20 protein-coding genes and 1 pseudogene are annotated in these 25,835 nt (G+C 41.8%); 16 read left to right on the top strand and 5 right to left on the bottom strand.

Annotation, left to right across the window (positions count from 1 at the left end):
- Nucleotides 1-100: 100 nt before the first annotated feature.
- The 7 genes from V7083_RS03285 to V7083_RS03255 all read left to right on the top strand — a co-directional run bounded on the left by V7083_RS03285 (nt 101) and on the right by V7083_RS03255 (nt 11,931).
- Nucleotides 101-3,493, top strand: a complete 3,393-nt coding sequence (locus V7083_RS03285) for a tubulin-like doman-containing protein (protein ID WP_335475331.1) — start codon at nt 101-103, stop codon at nt 3,491-3,493.
- 136 nt (nt 3,494-3,629) lie between these two features.
- Nucleotides 3,630-5,978: a hypothetical protein gene (locus V7083_RS03280; protein ID WP_335475328.1), complete on the top strand. Its 2,349-nt coding sequence runs from the start codon at nt 3,630-3,632 to the stop codon at nt 5,976-5,978.
- A 2-nt stretch (nt 5,979-5,980) separates the two neighbouring features.
- Entirely contained in the window at nt 5,981-6,277 is a 297-nt protein-coding gene (locus V7083_RS03275) for a hypothetical protein (RefSeq protein WP_335475326.1), read from the top strand.
- Nucleotides 6,207-7,223 carry a vWA domain-containing protein gene (locus tag V7083_RS03270; RefSeq protein ID WP_335475324.1) on the top strand — a complete coding sequence of 339 codons (1,017 nt, stop codon included), beginning with the start codon at nt 6,207-6,209 and terminating at the stop codon, nt 7,221-7,223. The genes V7083_RS03275 and V7083_RS03270 overlap by 71 nt, the downstream gene beginning before the upstream one ends.
- 16 nt (nt 7,224-7,239) lie before the next feature.
- On the top strand, nt 7,240-7,878 hold the full coding sequence (locus tag V7083_RS03265; protein ID WP_335475322.1) for a beta-mannanase: 639 nt from the start codon (nt 7,240-7,242) through the stop codon (nt 7,876-7,878).
- 13 nt (nt 7,879-7,891) lie between these two features.
- Entirely contained in the window at nt 7,892-9,157 is a 1,266-nt protein-coding gene (locus tag V7083_RS03260; RefSeq protein ID WP_335475320.1) for a TRAFAC clade GTPase domain-containing protein, read from the top strand.
- Nucleotides 9,154-11,931 carry a hypothetical protein gene (locus V7083_RS03255; RefSeq protein ID WP_335475318.1) on the top strand — a complete coding sequence of 926 codons (2,778 nt, stop codon included), beginning with the start codon at nt 9,154-9,156 and terminating at the stop codon, nt 11,929-11,931. Before V7083_RS03260 ends, V7083_RS03255 begins: the two co-directional genes overlap by 4 nt.
- Nucleotides 11,932-12,045: 114 nt before the next feature.
- Here V7083_RS03255 and V7083_RS03250 read toward each other — a convergent pair whose 3' ends face one another.
- Entirely contained in the window at nt 12,046-12,750 is a 705-nt protein-coding gene (locus V7083_RS03250; RefSeq protein WP_335475316.1) for a YheC/YheD family protein, read from the bottom strand.
- A 161-nt stretch (nt 12,751-12,911) separates the two neighbouring features.
- On the opposite strand from V7083_RS03250, the pseudogene V7083_RS03245 reads away from it, so the two are divergent.
- The 8 genes and pseudogenes from V7083_RS03245 to pseI all read left to right on the top strand — a co-directional run bounded on the left by V7083_RS03245 (nt 12,912) and on the right by pseI (nt 20,270).
- Nucleotides 12,912-13,321: pseudogene (locus tag V7083_RS03245) on the top strand (Rrf2 family transcriptional regulator).
- 162 nt (nt 13,322-13,483) lie between these two features.
- Nucleotides 13,484-13,738 carry a hypothetical protein gene (locus tag V7083_RS03240; RefSeq protein WP_335475314.1) on the top strand — a complete coding sequence of 85 codons (255 nt, stop codon included), beginning with the start codon at nt 13,484-13,486 and terminating at the stop codon, nt 13,736-13,738.
- A gap of 110 nt (nt 13,739-13,848) precedes the next feature.
- The gene (locus V7083_RS03235; RefSeq protein ID WP_335475312.1) at nt 13,849-14,814 is read left to right on the top strand and encodes a CgeB family protein; all 966 of its coding nucleotides are present in this window, start codon (nt 13,849-13,851) and stop codon (nt 14,812-14,814) included.
- Between the two features lie 22 nt (nt 14,815-14,836).
- On the top strand, nt 14,837-15,814 hold the full coding sequence (pseB, locus tag V7083_RS03230; protein ID WP_335475311.1) for a UDP-N-acetylglucosamine 4,6-dehydratase (inverting): 978 nt from the start codon (nt 14,837-14,839) through the stop codon (nt 15,812-15,814).
- Between the two features lie 19 nt (nt 15,815-15,833).
- Nucleotides 15,834-17,021: a UDP-4-amino-4,6-dideoxy-N-acetyl-beta-L-altrosamine transaminase gene (pseC, locus tag V7083_RS03225; RefSeq protein WP_335475309.1), complete on the top strand. Its 1,188-nt coding sequence runs from the start codon at nt 15,834-15,836 to the stop codon at nt 17,019-17,021.
- Nucleotides 17,018-17,767, top strand: coding sequence for a glycosyltransferase family protein (locus V7083_RS03220; RefSeq protein WP_335475307.1), 750 nt, complete (start codon nt 17,018-17,020; stop codon nt 17,765-17,767). The genes pseC and V7083_RS03220 overlap by 4 nt, the downstream gene beginning before the upstream one ends.
- Complete coding sequence (locus V7083_RS03215; protein ID WP_335475305.1) at nt 17,757-19,235, top strand: bifunctional UDP-2,4-diacetamido-2,4,6-trideoxy-beta-L-altropyranose hydrolase/GNAT family N-acetyltransferase; 1,479 nt, start codon at nt 17,757-17,759, stop codon at nt 19,233-19,235. The genes V7083_RS03220 and V7083_RS03215 overlap by 11 nt, the downstream gene beginning before the upstream one ends.
- Nucleotides 19,236-20,270, top strand: a complete 1,035-nt coding sequence (gene pseI, locus V7083_RS03210; RefSeq protein WP_335475303.1) for a pseudaminic acid synthase — start codon at nt 19,236-19,238, stop codon at nt 20,268-20,270.
- Nucleotides 20,271-20,392: 122 nt separating this feature from the next.
- Here pseI and V7083_RS03205 read toward each other — a convergent pair whose 3' ends face one another.
- The 4 genes from V7083_RS03205 to V7083_RS03190 form a co-directional block, all read right to left on the bottom strand.
- Entirely contained in the window at nt 20,393-21,799 is a 1,407-nt protein-coding gene (locus V7083_RS03205; protein ID WP_335475301.1) for a capsular polysaccharide export protein, LipB/KpsS family, read from the bottom strand.
- Nucleotides 21,796-22,575, bottom strand: a complete 780-nt coding sequence (locus V7083_RS03200) for a glycosyltransferase family 2 protein (RefSeq protein WP_335475300.1) — start codon at nt 22,573-22,575, stop codon at nt 21,796-21,798. Before V7083_RS03200 ends, V7083_RS03205 begins: the two co-directional genes overlap by 4 nt.
- Before the next feature lie 18 nt (nt 22,576-22,593).
- Nucleotides 22,594-23,331 (bottom strand): sugar phosphate nucleotidyltransferase, encoded by a 738-nt coding sequence (locus tag V7083_RS03195; protein ID WP_335475298.1) that lies wholly within the window; start codon nt 23,329-23,331, stop codon nt 22,594-22,596.
- A gap of 192 nt (nt 23,332-23,523) precedes the next feature.
- Nucleotides 23,524-24,801, bottom strand: a complete 1,278-nt coding sequence (locus tag V7083_RS03190) for a UDP-glucose dehydrogenase family protein (RefSeq protein ID WP_335475296.1) — start codon at nt 24,799-24,801, stop codon at nt 23,524-23,526.
- 190 nt (nt 24,802-24,991) lie between these two features.
- On the opposite strand from V7083_RS03190, the gene V7083_RS03185 reads away from it, so the two are divergent.
- Nucleotides 24,992-25,603, top strand: coding sequence for an NAD-dependent epimerase/dehydratase family protein (locus tag V7083_RS03185; RefSeq protein WP_335475294.1), 612 nt, complete (start codon nt 24,992-24,994; stop codon nt 25,601-25,603).
- The last annotated feature ends 232 nt before the right edge of the window (nt 25,604-25,835 follow it).

The raw sequence follows: 25,835 nt of genomic DNA, 5'->3' as shown, positions 1-25,835 counted from the left end.
CTGTTTTGTCCACGTGCGGTGCCTGTCACCTTTATTGGATATTCGTCGTCAGTTTTTATATCACTTTATTTACGATACATCGCAGGAGAGGAGTTTTTACATGAAGGCAAATGTTAGGGAGCATATTTCGCAGTTGGATGTTTCTCTTGGCGGGGGGATTATTTCGGAGAAGATTCGGGTGGATACGATTGATAATCCGATGTTGGTGATTGGTCTCGGGGGAACCGGGATTGATGCGCTGCTCCGATTGAAGTATCAGGTGAATCGGCGGTTTAAACTGCCGCAGGATCCCCTTTCCCGAAAGAAAAAAGAAAAACCGGATAATATTGAGTTTCTGGCGTTTGAGACAAATGAGTATGATCGCAATAAGAAATATAAAGGAATTGGTCTTGATCCAAATAAGGAGTTTGTCTTGCTGTCCAATCCGGAAATCGGCGGCCTCCTTCAAAACCGGAGCATCCTTGAGCCATACATAAAGGAATGGCTGTCACCAGAGCTCCTTATCACCGATGGGATCAGCGGAGCCTCCGGAGTTCGCCAAGCTGGGCGACTTCTCTTGTTCACAAAAATCAACCAAGTTGTTCAAACGATTGAAAGAAAAATTGAAGCCGTTCTCGAAGGAAGCGGGAAAAAGCTGTATGTGTTTATCCTTACTGGTCTATCCGGCGGTACCGGAAGCGGCTGCTATCTCGATATTTCCTACATCACGAGAGGCATCATTGAACGAAAATTTGGAGCAACGGGCGTTGATAAAATCAGCATTCTCGGCTACCTGTTCACACCTGACGTTAACCTATCGAAACGCGGACTAAGCTCCCACACTGTGGAATATATTGAAAAGAACGGCTACGCCGCCTTAAAAGAACTCGATTATTGGATGAACTGCGACGAACGTAACGAGCGGTTCAACATGAAATACGGCAGCCTCCTAGAAGTCAACTCCCCTATGCCGCCGTTTAACCTATGCCATTTAATCTCCGGGACCAACCTTGAAGGTAAGTGGCTTGAAAATGCCTACGATTACTGCATGAATGTCACCGCAGAAAATATCACCAACTTCATGGCCAATGAGGAAAAACAATCAGGCGAAGAATTTGCCATCCACGACTACATTAGCAACATCCGCACCAATATCGCCCAAATGCCGAAGCCATATGCCGCCAATTATCAATACAACATCATCGGAGCTTCCATGGCCGAAATCCCTGTGGAAGAAATGACCACCTACATCGGCTATAAGCTTTTTGAAAAAATGAACGGAATGTTTGATACAAATCCTGACCAAGCTGACGTCGAACAGTTCTCCGAAAAACTGCGAATAGACCCGGATTCTGTGCACTACCGTTTTAGTGAACGTGTGCCTGAAGCATTATCCGGCTATGAAAACAGCGATCGCTTTTCCTATAATAACGTAATCCGGACGAACGTCATTAACCTTGATGAAGAGTTAGAGCGGGAATTTCTCGCCAAGGCCAAGGATCAGTATCGAAAATGCAAGCTCCAGCTTCCAGGGCAGGTCATGGAGGAGTTCCGCCAGCAAACCGAACGTCTTTTCTTACATCCGAAAAAAGGACCCATTTATGCGTCAAGACTCATTTTCACCAAGGACGGCTTCTGTCTCCTAAAAACCATTCAGGCCTACATCGAAGGGCTGCGCGACCGACTCGAACGGCTGCCAAAAGCCATTCAATCTGAACAGGAATATGCCCTAAATAAATTAGAGGATGCCCGAAGCGCCTTCATCTCGAAGGACCGGAAAAAGAATGCCTATATAGAGGCCAAGCTGAATGAATATGATGCCCGTGCCGAAAAAGCTCGCATCGAGGAAATGATTGAATTTTATGAGGATCTATACCAACTCATTAACAGCCAAAACAACAAAATTTATGAAATCTATAAAGAAATCCTTGAAAACCTGAAAAGAATTTTTCAAAAAAATGCCGATATCCTTGTGAACGGTGAAGAAGTCCGCCATGACCAAGGTGTTACTTATTACTGGCATTTAGTCAGTGTCCCTGACGTTGCCCGCGAAATCCAGCGGATGTTTGATTCCAAAGATGGCGAGCTATTGGTTCAGCAATGGTCCGAGATGCTCCTGGAAAAATCAACTTACTGGGTGCAAGATTCCGATATCGATGTCGTCGGAACGGTTTCCGAGTTCTTAACTGACCAGTTCGGTGATCTGATCACCAAATCAATGGAAGACTTTTTACGGCTTAAATACGGTGAGGATCAGCCGATTGACCGAATTATTGAGGAAAAAATCGCTGCCCGTCTGGACCAAGATGCCCTGCCCGTGTTCCATCTAGCTAACAGCAATGGCCAGCTGCACTTCCCGCAATGGGGCTTTGTGTCCGTTCCAGTTAAGGCACCAAGTATTTTCAACGGCATTAAAAATTTCGAACGCCATTCGCTCAGCCATTCCCGCTACACCATCAAGGAAAGCGAGCTGAAAAACCGGATATTCTGGTTAAACACGAAAAACGGGGTTCCGTTATTTGCCTATGCGCCGCTCCAAGTGTACGAGCGTTCTTATGAAAAAACGATTCTAGAAAAAGAGGGCGTCGGCCGCCATCTTGTTCAAACAGCATCTGAAAACTGGGCCTACCTCCCTTCACCCCTTCCGGAGAAATCATGGGGCGATACGTATAGCAATGAACGGATTAAAGCCTATAATGCCAGCATCCGCGCCTTATTTGATCAAGCCCAGAAATACAGCTGCATAACTGAAAAGGATACCGACCAAAACACCAGTGCCCGATTCAAGTGCCATTTTACGAAAGAAATCAATATCCCTGAGTTGTTTGCCAAATACGACGTCAATCCAACACAACTCAATCAGGGCAGCCTCGGTAATGTAAAACAGCTGCTCCGTGAACTGAAAGATCTGTTTGCTGGCAATATGGAATCCGCTGGATCCAGTGATATCTTTGGCAGCACCGGTGTCGAGCTCGCCAAGGAAAACTTCATCCGCTCACCAAAGCTGATTGAAAAAATCAAAGCCGAGGTAAAAAAATACAGCCAGCTTGAGGAGAAAATCACAGAGCTTGACCAATATCTTCAAGGGAAAAAGGAACAAGAGGAATTAATCAATTCCTTCCTTCAAGCCATGTACACAAAAACGATACGCAAACGCGGTGCCCTTTTTGTGTATGACAAAGAGCTGGAAGAGGATGCCTGGGAACCATTCGTTAACCTAATGAAGACAACGAAATTCGTCGATTTCGAAATCTATCGGGCGTTTAAATCCCTTCATCCAAAACAAATGGATCAGCTTGGCCGCAAATCGGAGCGCCGAAGCAATGAAATGATCAGCCAGGAAAATGCAAACGAGCTAATTGCTGCCCTCGAAGAAATGGCTGCATCCTACCAAAAAGAAAAAGAAGCACTGGATTATGACTATAAAGAATTTGTAAACGGCGAAGAACTGTACCATTTCTACAAAGAAATCATGATCAAAGTACAGGAAATGCTACGTCAATTAAAATCATAAAATTGGCACAGTCAATTTGGTGCCTGTCACCAAAGGTGTCCACCCCACGTGGACAAAATCGACCAATTTGTCCACGGGCGGTGCCTGTCACCTTATAGTGTCACCTATAGTAGCTCCTTAAAAGGGGGGAAACAGCTTGCAGGAACTATTGGAAAAGTATGCCCATGCCTTTTCAAATCAGCTGGAACAAAATAGTCTGTCACAACATGAACAGCGTAGTGTGCGTCACCCGGTTGTGTTTTTAATACTGGGGGATTCGGTAAAGGAATCCTTAAGCACCATCATTCAAATCAATGAGGAAAAATGGCATAACAGCCCGGGTGTCCTTTATGTGCACGCCTATCAAACTGAGACAGTTACCCATCAGAATGTGTTTTCCTTTCAGCTACCCAAACCTGAGTTCGACCGCAAGGAGTTGCGCAAACATCTTTATGATACCTTCCACCATGATGACAACTTTCTGATCGAATTAAATAAAACCTATCGACGGCTAACCACAAAAATAGCGGAAAATGGAAAGTACTTTTCTTCCCTGCAAAAGGTTCATCTTTGTGTGGTCACAGCCATCGATGACCCGGCCAATATCCTGATTCAGGAGTTTACTTTATTGTTAAGAAGCCTGCTTCAGGAATCGTTCAAGACCATTGAGGTGGATTTATATGGACTCCTAAGCGAAAAACAAGAAGACGACCAGTTTGCCTTTGCTGCATCAATGGGATTCAGTTTTTTGCGTGAACTAGATCGGTATCAGCGCGACGACTATACCTTTGAACAAGAGCTCCAACTCATTGACCATCATCTAAGACTGCCTGTTAGCCATTCCGCCCCATTATTTGATTTGGTTTATTTTTTAAGCGATAAAAATGAAAATGGCCTGATTTCCAGTGATGCCCCGAGGCAAAACGTGGAAATGATTAGCTATCTCAATCTGTTAAAAAATCGAAAAATGATTACCGATTACCATGAAAAAATGGACAGCTATATTCATCAGGATTTTAAACGAGCCTCTCGTGGAAACTCTCTTGAACCAGTCTACGCCTCTGCCGGATTTGCCAGAGTGAACCGCCCCAACAAAGCCATCGCTCTGAATGCAGCAAGCCATTTTTTCACGGAGTATCTCAAGAACATTTCGGAAACAGCCGATACGGTCCCACTGGAAAAACGACTCGAATTGTTTGAGCTGTCTCAAGGCGACTTTGAGCGATATTTTACCAAGTTCCTCCCTTCCGCTGCCAAAATCAAGGAGATGAACGGATTGCTGACTGTCACCAACTCTTATCAATTCGTAAAAAAAATGACTGTACGCGAAGCGGAGGATTATTTGTTCGAGGGCGGTACAACCCTCTTTTTCGTTGCTAACTTTGCCGATCCGGTTCGCGAACATGTATTGAATTTGGATTTGCGCTCAAAAATCGAACACTGCTTATATGAAAAAATCATCAACAATGAACAATACGGCCTCTACTGCGGATATGGTTGGACGGCCGATACGGGCGAAAGTGTGATGGCAGAGATCCACAAACAGCTCCGCGACACGAAACATGAACTTCATGAGGCGGAAATCCGGCTGGATCAGCTGTACCGCCAAACCGTGGATCAGTGTGAGTTCAAAAAAAGCTATCGCCCATTTAGTGATAAAAAAAATCTGCAGCTGTATTTGGATTACTTTTTCGAACATGTATATGGAACAAAATTGGAGGTCCTCAAACTTGAGGTGAAGCAGGGAATTCTTCACCAGTATCAACAGATACTTGAAGAGCGACATCAAAAGCTGAGTCTAAAGGTTGACACAATGCATCAGCTCTCCTCCCTTCTCAAACAAACGGCTGCCGAGAGTCTCCATGAAGATTCCGATGACTATTTGGATAAAAATATCGCGGAGTATTATGCCGATGTTATTCGCGAGATCACGAATAAGCTAAAGGAAAAATATGGCCCTCACTTCTTTTCGAGCGAGCGATTCTTCGGCAATATATACCATCTTTTGAAAAAGCCAAATGCCTTACTGGAAAGGCTCCTTACCGTTTGCAACCGCGAAGTGCTGTCTCGTGAGGAGTTCCACCGCAGCTTTGAGGACGAATTATTAGAGCGTTCTAATGTTCATACCCAGTATGACAATCAGGACGTTCTTTCTAAGGAGGAACTGTTTAAGCAGCTCTATAATCGCCTGAATGACAACGCGGCGATTCATATCGAGGTATTTCAAACCTTCCTGGAACATCGCTATGAGGAAAGATATTTTATCGGCGATTTTTACAGCAAATTTATGCATTACGCCTTGGAAAAAGAGCAGGATACCCGGCATTTCAAGGTTGGCTGTGCCCACGAAAAAAAATCGAGTGGGATTGAAAAGCTATCATTAATGGGCGGCTTCCGTCTTAAAGATTTAACCTACTATCGTAAGGCTGAACGTTATTATAACGCCCTGATCAAGGACGGATATGAGCTTCATGCCGGGGAGCGAAGTCCTGCAAGGGAGGTGTAAATATGCCTGTTAGAAAGTTTAGTTTTCTATTGTTGATGTTTAGCATCATTGCCGGGCTGCTTGGTGCCTTAATTGGCGAATGGCTGCTGGATGCTTTTTACGGGGTTTGGCCCAATATTCTTTTAATCGGTGCCTATTTTGGGGTGCTGGCTCTATTGTTCGGGCTCTTCTGCCTGCTGGCGGAGCTGATGACTCCGGTGATCAACGGTCGACGCTGGCGGCTGGAAGGTGCTCGTACCCTCCACCCTAGTAATGCTGTTTGCAGCAGGACTGTTATTTCAATTCTTTTATTCTATTAATTTTTCCAGCGTGAAGCCGCCTGATGATTTCGTGGTCGTCCTTGATACTTCTGGCAGCATGAATAAGACTGACCCAAACCATGAGAGCCTGAAAGCTGCTGCCAGGCTGATTGACGGGATGAAGTCCACTCACCGGGCTGCGGTAATTTCCTTTAATGACCAGGCTAACCTTACGAAACCGATGTTTTCCATTGGTGATAAACCGGAACGTGGGGATGCGATTGCCCAAATTAACGGGTTGGAGGATGATGGCGGGACCAACATTGGCCGTGCCTTGGACTTGGCGCTGAAAGAGATTAATAGCAACCGACAAAACGGACGCAAGCCGATGGTTATTCTTTTCTCCGACGGCTACAGCAAACTTGATTTTAGCAAAGTGATTGAACCATATCAGCGTGAAGATATTGTCATTAATACCGTGGGGATGAGCAAAATTGACTGGGGCGGCGCACAGTTGCTAAAAAAGATTGCTTCTAAAACCGGCGGATCGTTCCATGATGTGAAAAATGCCGACGAATTATCGAAGGTTTTTGAAAAAATTTATCTCGATAATCAGGACCGTCTCCTTATTGACGAACGGTTTGGAGTGTTTCAGGACAGCACCTATTTGGCCATTCTCCGGGTAATCCTGCTGAACCTGCTTGGCGGGCTGTTTGGTTTAAGTCTTGGAATCCTGTTTGACAACCGATATCTGGCGAAAAGCTATGCGATCACCGGACTGGTCTCGGGAGTATTAGCGGGGTTGGTTCTGGAGTCTGGACTATTTTCCGGATTTTATAATAGATTGTTTGCGGATCTTCTACTAACAGTGGTAACGGGACTTGGAACGATACTCATTCCGATTCGGGAGAAGTTTTCAAGCGGGGTGTCGCGGCATTCCGGTGATATTGATTTTTCTATAAGAGGCACTAAGCCGCAAAAGGATAATATTAGAAAAAGTTTTTAACAGGAGGATGATGACCATGAACTGGGAACCCCTTCCTTCCCCGGCCCTTGCCATTCGGGATGTGCGAACCACCATCAGAGGTTCAGAGCTTCATTTATCCTGGTTTTGGCCCAAGGAAGTCGATTATGTTTACCTGTATAAAGCTCCGGTAGACCAACTAAAGCAGCTCCACGACTTGGAAGAACGGGATTTGTTGTTCTATACCAAAGAGGAATACAAAGCCAATCAGGGTTACAAAGGGCGCTTAGAAGCGATGGGACGCAGTGCCTATCGGATTATCCCCTGCCAAAAGCGGGACGGCAGGCTAATACTGCTCTATCAAGACAACGACGACAATCTGACTTATATAACCGGATCGAAAGCGAAGATTTATTTTTCCATCAGCTATAAACAAATATGGCTGAAGCCAAAAAAACTGATGAAAATGTCGATTATGACGGAGTTTCCGATTGATAGAGACTTGTTGGTGTATGTGAAAAAACGCGGCAGCGCCCCGAGTTCGCTCGAAGACGGCACGGTGTACCCGTTTAATCGTAATTTTCCGTCCGGGACGACTGAGTTATTTGAAAAGGAACTCGATAAGGACGAATATATTCGCATCTTTTTCAGAAACGGAAAGCACTCGGCCCAGCATTACGAGCTGATTCCACAATAAGGAGAGACTTGAGATGTTCGGAATTTTAAAGAAGATGTTTGAAAAAAAGCCTCCGACCAAGGAACGGCTGCCTTTCTACGATATCATCTGCCCCTACTGTTTTGCTAAATTCCATCATGAGGAAGTTGTTTTTCGAGCGGCGCATTACCGTGACGATGACGAAACATTGGCGCTACAGGAGGATGAAGAATTGAATCAGTACCGGGCGAAATTCGGGCTGGCTCCAATTGATTTGGAAGCAGTGATAGAACCGGCGATGATCCCCGACGAAAACAAAATTTATTCGGACCGCGTCTTGATGGGGGTTTCCGATAAATACTCGGTGGTGACGAAAACTCGCCTCTGTCCGGAGTGCCACAATGAATTGCCGGTAACTGCCGGTAAATATCCCAGCAATATTGTATCAATCGTCGGCGCGACCTCTGTTGGGAAATCAGTCTACATGACGTCCCTGATTCATACCTTGCAGCATGTAACGGCAAATAATTTCCATGCTGCCTGCATTCCGCTAGATAACGAGATTAGCAGACGATTCCGGCAGGAGTATGAGGTTCCTTTATTTGAGAATGGCAGCTTGCTCGATTCAACTGCGAGGACACGCCGACAGGAGCCATTTATTTTTCAATTTGTTTTTAAAGATGAGGATCAAGCCCCGTTGACGCTGGTGTTTTTCGATGTTGCCGGAGAGGGGATGACAGACAAGGATTATATACAGCTTCACGCTGCCCATATCAAGAATTCTTCGGGAATTTTATTTTTGGTCGATCCGATGCAGATTCGCTCCATCCGCGAGAAATTAATCCATCAACTGGGTGAAAATCCTGGGAAAATTGTCGGGATGGCCGATGAACCGCGTGAGGTGGTCATTTCCTTATTCGGAGATTTTATCGCCCATCTGGACACCAACAAAACGAACATTCCGACAGCGGTTATTTTAACAAAAAGCGATTTGTTGAATGCGTTGAAATCGGAAGAAGGAGAGTACATTCGTACGAACAGCAATATTTTTCAACATGTGACCCATCAAGGCTATCTTAATCTTGATGAATTCAACAATATCAATGGCGAGGTCCGAAGATTCCTTGCCAAGGTTGATGTTCCGTTTGTGAATGCTCTTGATGTCTATTTCCGTGATACCTCCTATTTTGCCGTGTCCGCCCTTGGAAGCAACCCTGTCGATCAGCAGATCAGCGGGATCATTAGTCCGATACGGGTCGATGAGCCGTTCATTTGGCTGCTGTATAAACTGGGGTATATTGAAGGGAGACATACACATTGAAGGATCGAATTCAGCAGCAAATGTATACTCGGGAACGGGGCGGCATTTTTCATGCAACGGATGGCTATGATACGATCGCGATTTCCGCAAGGCTGGATCAAGCATTTGTCAGCAAATATTTGCACCCCTTCTGTTTATATGACTCCCCAAAAAGCTTAGTGGCAAGCGGGGAAAAGGATATCACGCAGTATCCGGAGGCGGTGACGATTTTTCAACCGAAAACCGGTGACCTTGTAGTGGGCCAGGCCGTGTTTGTGCCAGCAGATTTTACAGGGGAGCGCAGCACGTATTTTATGCACAACTATGTAATACCCCAGGGGCGCAAGGAAGAATGGATAAAGAATCCCGGGAAACTGTTTCAAATGACGGGTTTTTGCATTTCCTATGATGTTTCACTTGGGCAGGAATTAGAGGAACTAGAGGATCTTGAACATGATGAGAGGCCTGCTGAAGGGATTCTCGGCGATTTGGAGATTTCGGTGGAGCAGTTTAAACAGCTGCTGTTCGCTGTTATGTCTTCGGTCGCCGGCAAGAAAAAAGTATTTGTTTCCCTTAAGTCACCTTTGCAGGAGTACTCCAAGCATGCCTTGCGGCTGTTAGAACTGATCTGGAGCTATTTGCCTTATGCGCACCGCCGCCGTTTCGGGGCCTTAACGTTTACCAGTGACCCCGTTGTAAAAAATTATTTGCATGTGGTGTTTTTTGAGCCAGGGACCTTGAATTTCGGAGATCGCTCTCTGGAAAAGCAGTTCATTTTTGATTTTGCAGGCGGGAGTATATCCGGGGTTGAGATTACCGGACAAAAGCATGAATACCTTGACTTGGCACTTGATTATTTTTCCAAGGGAAAGCCCATGGATGACTTTTTTATGTTTGCAGAAGAGTCTTTGTCCGGGCTGTCTGAGGATCAAAAGTTGGAACTGGCGAGTTACTATCAGTTAGCTGATTTTTATCTTGATGATTTTTCGATTTATCGAAAAAATAAATTGGGATACTTGTTGGGATTGAATAAATTTTTACAAGTCAACAGCGAGCGGAAACCTGCTTTGTTGTCGCTGTTTTTGAGGTTACTGCAAGAGGAACGGGTAGCGGGCGATGCAGAAATCGCTGCTGAGTTTATTCAAACAGTGATTTCGTTAAATACATTCCTCAGGCATGATGAGCCGCTGTCGTTTATTCTCAGTACCCTTCAGTATTATCAAGGACATCCCCTGTTGCAGCAGCTTTGGAAGGTGGTTGAGCAGGACAAGCCTACCTGTGAAGCAATATTGAGCTTTATTCATGATCATCAGGTTTATGCGGATTTATTACAGGTATATCTAGAAGAAACCTTAGAGCCTCTGACAAAGATCGAGGAAATCTTAGCCAAAATCAGCGAGCTGTTGGCGGCCCCGTTCCTGCTAAATGTTGAAACTTTTAGAACAGTCGTCAATAAAGCAATCGCTGCTACGGTTCGTGCCGCAGAAAACCCTTTTATGGCAGTATGCGCGGTCAAGAATTTTGATATAGACATCGACGACCCCCAGGCTTTTCAACATTTTAAAAAGGACCTCTTAAAGTCAGCTGTGGTTGGCTTGCTCTATGCAATTGATTTGGAGAAGCTGTCCATTCGGGATGTGTTGATGTTTGGAGAAATAGTCCCGAAGGAAGTAAGGATTAAAGATGATAGAATTAAGCGGAATTATTCGATTACCTATGCCTTGTATCAGTTGTTGAGCGAGCCAGGACACAGTAGAACGGCCATTTTGCAAACACTAAGGCGGCAGGAACGGGGTGAGCTCAGGAAAACTCTCCGACGATTATTGCAAGGGGAGCAGCTGCAGGACCATCTCTCGGTTTTGGTCTTAGCGTTCGAATCAGAGCTGGGCGAGGTTGATTATAATGGACTTTTCTCCCATTCGACCCGTTATGGTGGCGCCAAAGCAGCCGTTTCTTTTATCAAGGAAAATGTGGCCCTGCTTGGCTCTAAACAGTATAAGCAGGCCTTGAAAAGCTATTTGGTTGATCATCCGGAGTCCATTTGGAAAAATCGAGCGTATCGGAAGGAATTGGCTACGATTCGCAACAGCAGTTTAAAAGGATTGTTAAAAGAAGTGGAATTAGAGACATCGGGTCTGCTAGGGAAGCTTTTTAAGAAGCGAGGGCTATCGTTGGTACTGGCTGTTGCCCTTCTTGGGGCTGCGGGAGGTGGAGCTTTGATTGTGTTCGGAGATCGGAATGTAGCTCCGCCCAAGGCAGTCAAGACGAACGGAACGGAAACTGGGACCAAAAAACGGAGCGCTCTAGAATCTTTTAAGCAATTTTCTAGCTTACAGAAGGGGAGCATCGTTCTAAACGGAGAAATGGTCCAAACGATTGATATTCACCCTCAACCGGACGGAAACAACCTTTATTATCTAATGGATACGACCAATACGGCCATTCCAGTCAAAATAGAGGTAAATGGAGAAACCAGCCCTTTTGATAAAAAAGAGCGATTACTGGACGGCTTTTCCTTATACGGAGCTGAACACGACTTTGATTCGGACGCCTCAAATGACGCATCCAACATTGTCCTTGCAGCCAGCAATAACCAAGATGAAACCTATGTATGGGTCTATTCACTCAATAGCAGCAGCACCAAAAATGACCCCCTTACACCCATTTTCCAAACAAAGGGGGCATCCGCTGAACTCAAACTAGAGGGAAACAAACTCACCCTCCCTCTAACCAACAGCAAAAAAATTCAATACCAATACTCCACCACAGAAAACAAATTTATCAAGAAAAAATGAAAAACCAGGAGCACACCACAACGGAAGTGCTCCTGGTTTTTTCTTGTCAGACAAAATGTCCACCCGGTATGGACATTCGTGTTTTTATGGTGCCTGTCACCTTTTACACTCTTCTCACTCTTTTAAACGTTTAAACATAGCGCGGCTAGGTTTGAGGTTGGCTTCTATGATGTATATTTTTCCGGATTTGGTGATGCCAATGTCTAATCCGATTGTGTTTGAGCTGGTGTAGTATTCTGCTAGTTGGTGGGCGGAATGGATGGCGAGGTTGTCGATTTTTTCTATTAGGGTCAGGGGGGCATGTTCTTGATTTCTTAGGTTGGATCGGGAGATGGCTTCGTGTAGGGGCAGGATGTCGGATGCTACGTTGGTGATGAAGTAGCCTTTTTCTGCTACCTTTGCAAGCCTTCCGGTGATTTTCCATTCGTCTTTTTTTTGTTCGCGCTCGACCATAATCCTACTATCAAATGGCTTTCCTTCCACCCTAGCCAAAGGAATTCTCTCTTGGACAATATACATTTTTCTTTGGTATTTCTCTTTATCCAGAAGTTGCAACAGTCCGTATCTGTCCGTTTGTATTCGGGTCTTTTCCCTATGGATTTCGTATTGGTCTAAATCTAGTCTTGAAACCTTTACTGCCCCATATCCTTTTAGACCTTGACTTGGTTTAATGACTACCGCCCCGAATCGGTCTAAATACTCCCATATGGATTCTCTAACTAATAAATTGGTTTGCGGCAAGTGTTTGATCAAGATTTCATCCTCACTAAGGATTAGGTGTTTTGTCCATTTTCCACTTGAGATGCTAATGGGGGTCACCTCCTTTTCTAATTCACCCTTTATTATTAGTGTATTCCCTCAATAATTACCTTCTTGGACTTCGTGATATTTTACTTATATCCGTAACCGTTTTACGTTATAATAAATTGTAATCACATTAATTACATTACACTCTACATTTCCATTTAGAAGGTGAAAACATGTCAATCAGCAGCCGTTTTGCTGTCGGAATTCATATATTAGCTTTAATTGAAATGAACAAAGATGGGGTGAGTTCATCAGAATTTCTTNNGTAATTAGGAAAATAACCGGAATGCTAAAAAAGGCCGGACTGGTAAACGTACATCCAGGGGTCGCCGGTGCCTCACTTGCCAAAGAATTATCAGAGATCACCCTCCTAGATGTCTATAAGGCCGTGAATGTGGTCCCTGAAAAAGAGTTATTTAGTGTCCATGATCAGCCAAATCCTGATTGTCCTGTTGGCAGGAACATCCAGGACAGTATTATTCCAATATTTACAACTGCACAGCTGGCTTTGGAGAAGTCATTGGAGAACGTAACCATCGAAGACGTAGTAAAGGACTTAATCGAAAAAGAACAATTGACGTAAGAGGGTGCCAAAAGAGCACCCTTTTTATTTTGCATCATGAATGCTGCAAAAAAGGGCTCTTAAACCTATCCAACTTGTATTTTTCTATTCAAAATGCCCTGTCCAACTTTCTTTCATGGAATATATTAGTCTGTAGCACAACCGGAAAGGAGATGAGAAGAGATGGGAAGCAAGGACAAAAACAAATATCCTGAAGGCAGTATGGCTAGTGCCCTGAAAAGATATATCGGCTATGAAGTTACCCTTAAAACATGGACAGGCGATGTACTATCTGGTGAATTAATCAATGTATCAAGATATGGTTTAATTACATTGCGTGAACCGGAGACTCTAAGTCCATTTTTAGCAGAACGATTTACGTATATCATGTACAATGACATTGAATATTTCTCTGTAGTAGTCCCAACAAACCCTTAAGGAGAAGGGGCAGGGTTTTTAAAAATTACTGCCCTTTCCCTCTATAAAATCTATCTCTCTACCGTTTCTGTATAGTCTTCCCTATTTAATAGTCAAGGTGTTGGTAATCGATGAAAATCTTATTTATTTCATCCGGTTATTCTGGTATATATCCCTATTTCGAACAGTCCATTCTGGACTCCCTTACCTTGCTCAATCAAACCTATTTATCTATTCCACCAAAATATAACCGGGAAACAATCAAACAGATTGAAGCGTTCCAGCCTGACGTGGCTCTTGTTTTTGTCGGATATGGGCTACCGAACGAACTAATCCCATACTTAAAGACAAAAGGAATTCAGTTAGGCATTTGGTTGACAGAGGACCCCTATTATATCGATGAATCCATAAAATTAATAGAAGACTTCCATATGATTTTTACGATTGATTTAGGAGCCTATGAATTTTACAAAAATAGTTTCCAGTCCAAGAAAATTTATCATCTGCCATTGGGTACTGACCCTTCCCTATACCACCCGCTCCCAAACCCTAGGAATACTATCTATGATTTATGCTTAATAGGTTATCCTTATCCAGAAAGAATTCAACTGGTCCAAGATATTTTAGAAAACACCAAGTATACCGTCTTAATTGGCGGACCTTTGTGGAGAAAATTATTTCTTGATCATCAATCAGGCAGGTTGCATATTTTTAACAAGTGGATTGACCCTCCTTATCTTACAGACCTGTTCCACTCTGCAAAGATTATTCTAAACCCTCATCGAGCTTATGATTTTTATAAAAATAAAAATACACTTGGCATTACTAGCAAGAGTATTAATAATCGCACTTTTGACATTGCAGCATGCGGAGTATTTCAGCTTCTTTCTGAAAAAGCCGATTTAGCTACCCATTTTGACACGGCGAACGAGATAATCTCTTATTCGACGAATCAAGAATGTCTGCAATTGATCGAAACCTATATCGATGATGCCCATTCAAGAACACAATATGGCCACAATGCCAGAAAAAGAGTGATTGACCATCACACCTTTGTACATCGAATCCAATTTATTCTTAAACAGCTTAGAAGTTAATAAACTAGGAATGGAGTGAAAAATGTTGTATGACCTAAAAGGGAAAACCATTTTAGTAACTGGGGGCACCGGATCTTTTGGAAAGAAATTTATTAAGAAGATTCTGGAGTTGGATGTAAAAAAAGTCATTGTTTTCAGCCGTGATGAGCTAAAACAATATGAAATGGCACAGGAAGTTACCGATCAACGAATTCGTTTTTTTATTGGAGACGTCCGGGACAAAGAAAGACTAATACGGGCATTTGAAGGCGTAGATATTGTTATTCATGCAGCAGCCCTGAAACATGTGGGTGTATGTGAGTATAACCCCTTTGAAGCGATTAAAACAAATGTTCACGGCGCACAGAATATTATCGAAGCCGCTTTGGACAGAGGAGTAGAACGAGTCATCGCCCTAAGCACTGATAAGGCTGCCAGCCCGGTGAACCTTTACGGAGCAACCAAATTGGCATCAGATAAACTGTTTGTTGCTGCCAATTCTTATACCGGAGCAAAAAGTACCCGGTTTGCCGTTGTAAGATATGGTAATGTCGTGGGCAGCCGCGGCAGTGTAGTTCCATTTTTTAAAAAAATAAAAGAAACGGGAAAAATTCCTATCACCGACGAAAGAATGACCCGTTTCTGGATTACTCTCGATCAAGGTGTTCAGTTTGTCATTGACAACCTGGAAAGAATGTCAGGTGGAGAAATTTTTGTTCCGAAAATCCCTAGTATGAAGGTGACTGATCTAGCAAAAGCCATCGCCCCTGATTGTGAAACTGTGATCGTAGGCATTAGGCCCGGTGAAAAATTGCACGAAACCATGATTACCGAAGATGATGCCCGCCGTACATTGGAATTTGATACTTATTACCTGATTCAGCCCGAATTTCCTTGGTGGAATACCAAATATCCAAGCGGAGGCAAGACATTACCGGATGGTTTTAGTTATATCAGCAATATAAATACTCATTGGTTAACAGTCAGAGAATTAAGAGAACTCGTAAACGAAGAGAAATAAAGATGAAAGGGGAATTCATGTGACTAATAAACCGATTAGAGATACCTTTCTCCCCTATGCACGTCAGTGGATGAATGAAGACGATCTTGCAGCCGTGATCGAGGTGTTAACGAGTGATTACCTCACAACAGGACCTGCTGTATCCACCTTTGAACAAGCAATTGCCGACTACGTTGGTGCCAAATTTGCCGTCAGTTTTGCCAATGGTACCGCCGCCTTGCATGCAGCTTGCTTTGCAGCCGGTATTACGGACGGGGATGAAGTCATCACCACACCGATGACTTTTGCGGCAAGTGCCAATTGTGTACTTTATCAGGGGGCTAGGCCTGTTTTTGTCGACATTGACGAGAAGACCTATAATATCAATTATCAATTCATTGAGGAAAAAATTACAAATAAAACGAAAGCCATTATTCCTGTTGACTACACAGGACAACCTGCTCAATTGGATGAAATCAAAAATCTGGCTAAAAAACACCATCTCATCGTTATTGAAGATGCCGCTCATGCCTTAGGTGCCACCTTTAAAGGAAAAAAGGTCGGCTCTATTAGTGATATGACCATGTTCAGTTTTCATCCTGTTAAACATATTACTTCTGGAGAAGGTGGAATGATCACCACTAATAATCCAGATTTCTATGAAAGACTGTTGCTGTTTCGAACCCACGGCATCACCAAGGATGAAACAAAGTTAATAGAACATCACGGTCCCTGGTATTACGAAATGCACACACTAGGTTTTAATTATCGCTTAACCGACCTACAAGCCGCATTAGGAACGAGCCAGTTGAAAAGAATCGATCAATTTATATCCATACGCAAAAAATATACTGAGCTTTACAATGTCGCCTTTTCTGATATTCCGCAAGTTACGATCCCCTATCAGCATCCAGATTCAGATTCAAGCTGGCACCTATATGTTTTAAAACTTGATTTAAATCAATTATCTTGTGATAGAAAAACCATTTTTGAAACATTGCTCTCTCATAATATCGGTGTCAATGTTCATTACCTTCCTGTTCATCTTCATCCATACCATAAACAATTAGGATATAAAAAAGGCGATTTTCCACGTGCTGAACAATTATATGAAAGCATTATTACATTGCCGCTATTCCCTGCTATGGAAGAAAAGGATGTCCATGATGTGATTAAGGCGGTCAAAGAAACGATTTCACATTATGCCAAAAGGGGTACAACAACATGAAAATCGGTGCCATCATCCAAGCAAGGATGGGTTCAACCAGATTGCCGGGAAAAGTTTTAAAAACAGTGCTCAATAAACCTCTGTTGGAGTACCAAATTGAACGAGTGAAACGTGCACATTTGCTGGATGAAATCATTGTAGCAACAACCACTTCTGGAAAGGATCAGCCCATTGTAGATCTTTGTGGCGGCCTTTCCATTCCCGTTTTTCGGGGTTCGGAAGAAGATGTCCTATCCCGCTATCTCCATGCCGCAAATGAATATTCCATTGATGTCATTGTCAGATTGACGTCTGATTGCCCGCTGATTGATCCTGACATCATCAATAGAACGATTGATTTATTTCTCAAGGGCGATTTTGATTATACCGCCAATATCGTTAAGCGGACATACCCGAGAGGTCTTGATGTAGAAGTATTTTCAAAAGAAACACTGACAAAAATGAATAAGCTTGCCGGATCAAAATGGTATAGAGAGCATGTAACCACCTATATTTATGATCATTTGGCCGATTTTAAGATTGGATCATTGGAGGGGGATGAGGACTGGGGATTGCTACGATGGACCGTGGACACACAAGAGGATTTTTGCCTAATTGAAAACCTTTTAACGGCTCTTTATCCAGTGAACCCTGCTTTCCTTATGAATGATGTACTCCAGTTATTAAAAATCCATCCGGAATGGCTATCCATCAACTCTTTAATCCAGCAAAAAGGCAGAACTCTGGAGGAAGACATTGAAAAATAACCGGATAAGAGTGCTTATTTTTACAGAAGGCGGCAGTCAAATTGGCCAGGGGCATATCTCCCGATGCAGCTCATTGTATGACGAATTGGATCATCAAGGAATTGAGTCAGAGCTTATCATACATGGGGATGCAGTTGATAAGGGAATTATCAATGACAGGAAGCACAAGATGGTGAACTGGCTGTCACCATCCTTTTTGAATGCTACGATAAAACCAAATGATTATGGTATTGTCGATTCCTATCTTGCTGATGAAAAGATTTATCATGTGATAGCAGACCGTGCGAAAAAATGTTTATTTATCGATGATTACGGAAGAATCCATTATCCAAAAGGAATAGTGGTCAATCCCTCTCTTTATACAAAAACAGTAACTTATCCAAACCAGGCCATGACTAGCTATTTGCTTGGATCCGATTTTATTATTTTGAGAAAGGCCTTCATGAATATCGATCGCGATCCCCCCCTCCCAAAGGTTACGAACGTTCTAATTACTATGGGAGGAGCGGATCCGCAAAACCTAACACCTGCCATCATGTCGAAATTGTGCCCGCACTATCCCGACATCACTTTCCACGTCATAATCGGGCCGTCTTTTAGAAATAGGGCTGAAATAAACACCTGTTTAGATAGCAACATCAAATTGTATGAGCACGTCGCCTCTGAAGAAATGAAATGGATCATGTTGAAGTGCGATTTGGCGATCACGGCTGCTGGACAGACCATTTATGAACTAATAGCAACACAAACACCTTTTATCCCCATAAAAGTAGCAGATAATCAATTCAATCATGCCCTCGGTTTAGTTGAACTTCAACTGGTTGACGAGGTACTAAATCACAACGATCCTTTACTTTTAGAAAAAATGGAGGAAAAATTCAAACGGCTTTTGGCTGTTTCAAAAAGGAACGAATTAACGGCTAAATATAAAAATCAAATTGATGGATTAGGAGGTAAACGAATGATCTCTGCACTCCTGCAAGAAGAAGAACAAAGGCGTCCTTATTTTTTAAGAATGGTTCATAAGGATGATGTGGAAGAGATATTTCATTTATCAAACGAAGATTACGTTAGACAATATTCCATTAATCCCCATAAAATTAATTGGAACGACCATATTCAGTGGTTTGAGAACATGATGAAATCCGAGAATCATGTTTTTTTCGTCATCACAGATGCAACAAATCAATTTTACGGACAAATTCGCTATCTGATCGAAGAATTCTCTGCCACGGTCAGTATCAGTTTAGGGAAAAAACTATTAGGAAAAGGGCTCAGTTACCCACTTTTACTTGAAAGCATCGAAATGATGACCAAACAAAGGCACGGGTTAAAAGAAATAATAGCATTCGTTTCCGATCAAAATGCTGCTTCAAAAAGGCTATTTCAAAAAGCTGGATTTACCTTTGCTGAACAAAACAATGGATTGCTTAAATTTGTTTATTCTCTAAATAAAGGGGTAGGGTAAATGTTTATTGACAATTTTGACACTACCAACAAAGTCTTGATCATTGCCGAGATGTCAGCCAACCATGGCCACGATATCGAGATTGCGAAAATGACCATCAAAGCAGCGAAGGAAGCCGGTGCTGACGCCATTAAGCTGCAAACCTATACAGCCGATACGATGACGATTCCATGTAATCATGAGTATTTCCGTATCACCCAAGGAACCATTTGGGACGGGAAAACACTGTATGACCTTTATAACGAAGCCTATACCCCTTGGGAATGGCATGAAGAGTTAATGAATTACGCCAGGCAGCTTGGCCTTATTTGCTTTTCAAGTCCCTTTGATAAAACGGCTGTCGACTTTTTAGAACAGCTTCAGGTTCCTGCTTATAAGGTAGCCTCCTTTGAAATAACCGATCTTCCATTAATCGAATATATCGCAACTAAAGGAAAACCGATTCTGATTTCAACCGGAATTGCCACCCTCGGTGAAATCAGTGATGCAGTAGATGTCTGCAGAAAAGCCGGTAATGATCAAATCATATTATTAAAATGCACCTCTGCCTATCCGGCAAAAATCGAGGATGCCAACCTGCTGACAATCCAAAATTTAAAAGATACCTTTCGCGTGGAGGCAGGGCTATCTGACCATACCTTGGGGATAACGGTGCCGATCGTTTCGATAGCCCTTGGTGCAAGAGTTATAGAAAAGCATTTTATTTTAGATAAAAGCATTGGCGGACCAGATGCCAGTTTTTCTTTAGACCACCAGGAATTTAAACAGCTTGTAGATGCCGTAAGAGATGCAGAAGCAGCGATTGGAAAAGTAGATTACGAGATGACGACTAAAAAACAAAAAAGCAGAGAGTTATCACGTTCTTTATTTGTGGTGAAAGATATAAAAAAGGGAGAAGTGTTTACGGAAGAACATCTAAGATCCATCCGTCCGGGATACGGAGTCAAGCCGCACCATCTACCCTCTTTTATAGGAAAAAAGGCAAGAAGAGATTTAAAAAAAGGAACCCCGGCCAGTTGGGATATTATCGAATAGAAATCGAAAAAGCCATCCATTCAACGGATGACTCTTCAAAGTGGATTTAGTTACAAAGAGAATCACAACGAAATAGTCAAGTATCCTGCGAAAGCCAAAAAACCTATGATTTTTATGTAAAGTCATAGGTTTTTTTGAATGCTATTTAGTAATTTTTCACCTGAGGTTCCATTTATATATAACGTTGAAACGTACTCTTTTCTAATTTGGTTATATCTCTCCTTCATTTCATCCGAGGAAAAATAGTCCTTGATGACTTTCGTCAACTTGGCAGGATCTTCTTGGAGAAACTCCCCTAACTGTCGGTAATATTGGTAGGGGCGATTGCTCACTAAGAAGTCGTAAATAAACACCGGTTTATTCATAAGAAGTGCCTCCAAGGCAACCGTGGATAAAGTGGTTAATACTCCGTCTACTTGTGATAGTAACTCGTATAAACGATTGTCACGAGAAGTATATACTCTAATAGATTCATATTTTTCCATTAACTCAAGATATTGACTATACTTCCCTTTCCCAATCTCCCATGGATGGGGCTTGATAATCAATTGATAATCCTGGTTCTCCAATAGATCACCAATCAGTTGTTCAAATCTATCAGCTTGAATATTGGGCCCTGTAATGACCAATAGAGTATGTTTGTTAGGATCTAAACTAAACTCACTTAGGAATTTCTCACGATTTATCTGAAATGCGGTAAAAATGGGGTCATATTTTGGATGGCCAATTTCTGCGATTCTCTCTTCTTTCATGCCTCTGGCCATATACCATTCCTTCTCATATTCACCATATACACCTATTACAGTTGAAAAAACAGGCATAAATGCCTCTTCCCCCATTAAAATTCCATGCTGGAGACAAAGGCTATGAATCCCCTTCATAGCACCTACTACAGCAAGTGCCCTGCTTAACATATCTTCTGTGGTTCCGACAACAATAGTGGAAATAGGAACGGAATCCAAAAGATTAAAAGCCGTTCTAATCGCCTTGATTATGGTTGGAATTCTATTCAGAAAAGTTTGCTGAAAAAATTCATTCTCGAAAGCAGGATGCCCCTGCCATTTTGAAAAGACATGAGTAGCATTCTTAGTCAGTTTGTTGGCAATGGCATCATCCGTTTCTTCATATTTTTTCACGAACTCAGTTGGAATGCCATGTAATTGTAATTTGCTTGAACGGGTAAGGATCATGGTTTCATCAGGATTGAACAAGGTTTGATAGGTCTCTTCGGGGATTCTGGTATAATCGTAATTTATGAGGATCTTCCCTCTCATATTTCGATCAATTGCAGGCAATTTAATCTTCTCGAGCCATGTTTCAAAATAAGGCTGTATTTCATTCTGGTTAAGTTCAGAACCGTTACAAGCTAATAGGAACGATTCATCCTCCATGGTTAATTTTAATTCCTCATCAATCAACTGGTAAAAATTCACCATGATCGCAATGGGAATATCGCAGTATTTTAAGTTTTTAAAAACCTCCATAAATTGTCGATAAAGTGCCCAATAATGGTTCAGATAGTGGCTCATCCTTGTTGCCCTCTTCTTAAGGCCCTAAGCGACTCTCTCAATTCGTTACATGTTCTTTGAGGTGGTAATTTTTCAACAAATGATGATTGTTTTTCATTAAATAGCTGGGCATGAATGGATTTTGGGGTAATGAAGTTAAAATCGAGTATTTCATCCAGGGGATAAAACGGCAAAAAGTGATTAACCCTCCAGAAAAATCGGGCATCACCGATTCGATAGAACTGAGGATCTTCATCCCAAATGGATCCGAACTCCTGTTTAATCACCGGTAAAATTTCTTTTCTGTGCATGATTGAGCAATGATCTGTTGCGCAAGGAGCCAACCAGGTGATTCCTCTTGCATTCCTGATTACATTCCGTTCTGGTACACCATTTTCATCTAAATAGGTGGTCTTGGATCCTGAATAGACCACATATGCTTCAGGATGCTTCTCGAGAAAGTGCACCATTTTCTCAACTTTTTGCTCATGGAACACATTGTCATCAGTAGCATAAGCGATAAAATCTCCCTTTGCCATTTCCAAGGCTTGATTAATTAAAACAGCATACCTTGTCTTGATGACCCGTTCATCTACAGTTTGAATATCACTTTTATAAAATTTTACTCTTTCATCCTGCAAAAATGGTTGTATAACATTTAGCGTCTTTTCATTGGAATTATCATCCATCACAAAAAGTTCAAAATCCGTATACGTTTGTTCCAGGATAGATTGCAATGACTTTGCGATATATTCATGTTTATTGTAGCTGGTTAAGATAATTGAAACTTTTGGCATTTTTCATTTCACCTCTATTCACACCAGATCTCCCCTTAATCCATTTTCGTAATAAAACTGATTGGCTCTGTATAAGGAGTCATGTGTGCCTGCATCCAACCACCATTTGGACAATTTTTTATAATGTAATGCTTTTCTGTTTATATAAAGATTATTTAAATCCGTAATTTCCATTTCACCTCTGCTAGAAGGTGTTAACGACTCAATATACTGAAAAACTCTTTGATCATAAAAATAGATACCTGTTACACAGAAATTGGAGGCTGCTACTTTAGGCTTTTCCACAATAGTCATAATAGATTCCGTTTGTTCATCAAGGATGGCCACTCCGTATCGTTCCGGATCAGGCACTTCTTTTAAAAATACAATAGCCTCATGGGATCCGGCCTCGAATTCTTGAACAAAGTTACTTAAATCCTCCTCAAAGAGGTTGTCCCCCAATACCATAACGAATTTATCTGTTACGAAGTCTTTGGCACTATATAAAGCATCAGCAATTCCTCCGCCATTTTCTTGTTGAATAGTGTAGGAAAGTTGAACATTCAGGTCTTCCCCGTTGCCTAATATCTGTTGGAATGAAACCAGATCCTGTTGATTCGTAATGATTAAAATATCAGTAATCCCGGCCTGTTTTAATCTGCTGATCGGCCAATAAATCATCGGAAACGGACCAACAGGCAGTAAATGCTTATTGATGACTTTTGTAAAAGGGCTTAAACGCGTACCTTTCCCCCCTGCTAATATAACTCCTTGCATTTCCTCCATCCTCTCATTTGAATAAAAACTCTTTATTAAAATATGAAAAAGGAAGGGAAAGTGGTACAACTTTAGGCTGTCCATTTTATCTATTTATTGAATTTTCTTTCTATATTCCTCTGGTAATTCCTATTTTGAAAGGGTAAGACCACATTGATGGTTTTCTCCACATATTAGTGATTCGATGAATGGTTAACCATTAGCAATCCCCATATAATGAAATCCTATTTTCTCCATTTCAGTTTTCGAAAGAATATTTCGTCCATCAAAAATATAGGGTTGGTTCATCAACGATTTCAAGTTAGTCCAGTTGATTTTTTTATACTCCTCCCAATCTGTGCATATGCACACCGCATCCGCCCCTTTGACGGTTTCCTCGATGGACTCCCGTTGATAGGTTGTACCCCATTTAACAACAGGATCGTGAACGGTAACCTCTGCCTGCTCAGCCATTAATTTTTCTATTAAATAAAGACTTGCAGATTCTCGTGTATCATCTGTATTTGCTTTAAAGGCTAATCCGAGTATGGCAATTTTTCTATTTTTCAATTTGCCTCCAAGTGCGTGTTTTATCTTTTTTAAAAAATAACTTGTTTGTTCCTCATTGACCTTTACAACACTTTCCAAAATTGTTAGAGGGTTACCGGACTTTTTCGCCAGATAGATTAGGGCACTCACATCCTTAGGGAAGCAGGAACCGCCATATCCCATACCTGCTTGAAGAAATGCTGGGCCAATTCGCTGATCCATTCCGATCCCCTTCGAAACATCATTTACGTTAATTTCAAGTTCATCACATAATTTTGCAAGTTCATTAATAAAGGATATTTTCATTGCCAAGAATGAGTTGGAAGCATACTTAATCATTTCAGCCGCTTCCGGCAGCGTTTCCAGAGTAGGGCAGGCAAACGGCTCATAGAGGCTTTTCATGATTTTCATTGCTTTTTTACCAGTTGTACCAATAATAATCCGGTCAGGGTTTAAGGCATCATGAAGGGCAGAGCCTTCCCGAAGAAACTCAGGATTCGATACAACATCAAATTTCATTTTGTCTTCTTGTTTTTCTCTGATCCACTTCGAAACTAATCTGGATGTTCCCACAGGCACGGTACTTTTTGTCACAATCACTTTATATTCATTCATATAGGTCCCAATGGATTCAGCCACACTTTTCACATAGGAAAGATCCGCATCTCCATTCTTATCTTGTGGTGTACCCACACAAATAAAAATAACATCATTTTCTTTGATGGCCTTCTTAGCATTTCTTGTAAATGATATATGTTTCTGTGAAATATGTTTAGCAAGCAAATCCTCAAGACCAGGTTCATAGAAATGGAGTTTTCCTGATTTTAAAGATTCTATCTTCTTCTCATCCAAATCTAAACCTGTTACCATATGACCCATTTCACAGAATAGTAAACCAGTTGTGGTTCCCACATACCCTGTACCGATGACTAATATTTTCATAACCGCTGTTTCCCCCCAGGGCCAAAATCAATCATTCATTAACTCAAGCTTTTAGAGTCGGTCGAGTTAGAATATCTTATTCTTTTTAGAGGGTAGTGGAAGGTTGTCCGATATAAAAGGGGCTGTTTTCCAGCACTCCTACCTGTTTTTTTCATAGGATATGGGTGACATTTGATTAGGCGGTGCAATGATGAAGAAAAAAGCATTAATTACTGGAGTAGGAAGCATTTTAGGGTCGAACTTGGCAAGGAATCTCCTTGTTGACGGTTATGCAGTGATAGGGGTAGATCATTTTTCATCAGGAAAAATTACCAACATAAAGGGCCTTTCAGACGGCCAGTTTATATGTAAGGAAATGAACATATGCTCAAAAAGATTACTTTCGGATACTGACTTTCTGGACGTTCAAGAAATCTATCATATTGCATCATTTTTGGATAACCAATCTGATCCATTCGAAACCATTGAGGTAATTACAGTCGGAACTAAGAATATCTTAGAATTAGCGAAAAGGCTGCAGGCAAGCATGATTTTTGCTAGCAATTTAACTGCATTTGAAGGCAGCAGGAGACAGCGCAAAAATGCAGGAAAAAGAGTGTACAAAGAATCCTTGCAACTGGGCGAGACCCTTTGCCAATTATACTCCTTACATTTCCAAACGAAAGTGAAAGTGGCGAGGATTTCCTATCCGGATCAAGAACCCCAGAAAACAGCTATGGAAACAATCCCGTATTTGCGGAAATTGATGGCAGCACCACATACAAATGATGGAACAGCCAATAAAAATAAAAAATCCTTCTAATGTAGTTTTATTAAAAAGATTGATCCTTTAAACTAGGTTTGGTTATTTAAAAAAGTTTGATTATTTTTAATAAAGTTTGATAAAAAATTCCTGTATTGATATATACAGGATTTTTTATTGTCCAAGTATCGGGTCAGATTGTTACATAACAAATCCTAAGAAAAATTTTAATTGTAATACTCTAACTTAGGCTGTGTTAAAGAACAGTGTTTATTTTTTACACTCTGTTGAT

This window comes from Bacillus sp. JJ1764 (assembly GCF_036962145.1).
Classification (GTDB): Bacteria; Bacillota; Bacilli; order Bacillales; family Cytobacillaceae; genus Neobacillus.
The sequence above is the reverse complement of the archived record's forward strand: the minus strand, read 5'-3'. Positions and strand labels throughout refer to the sequence as shown.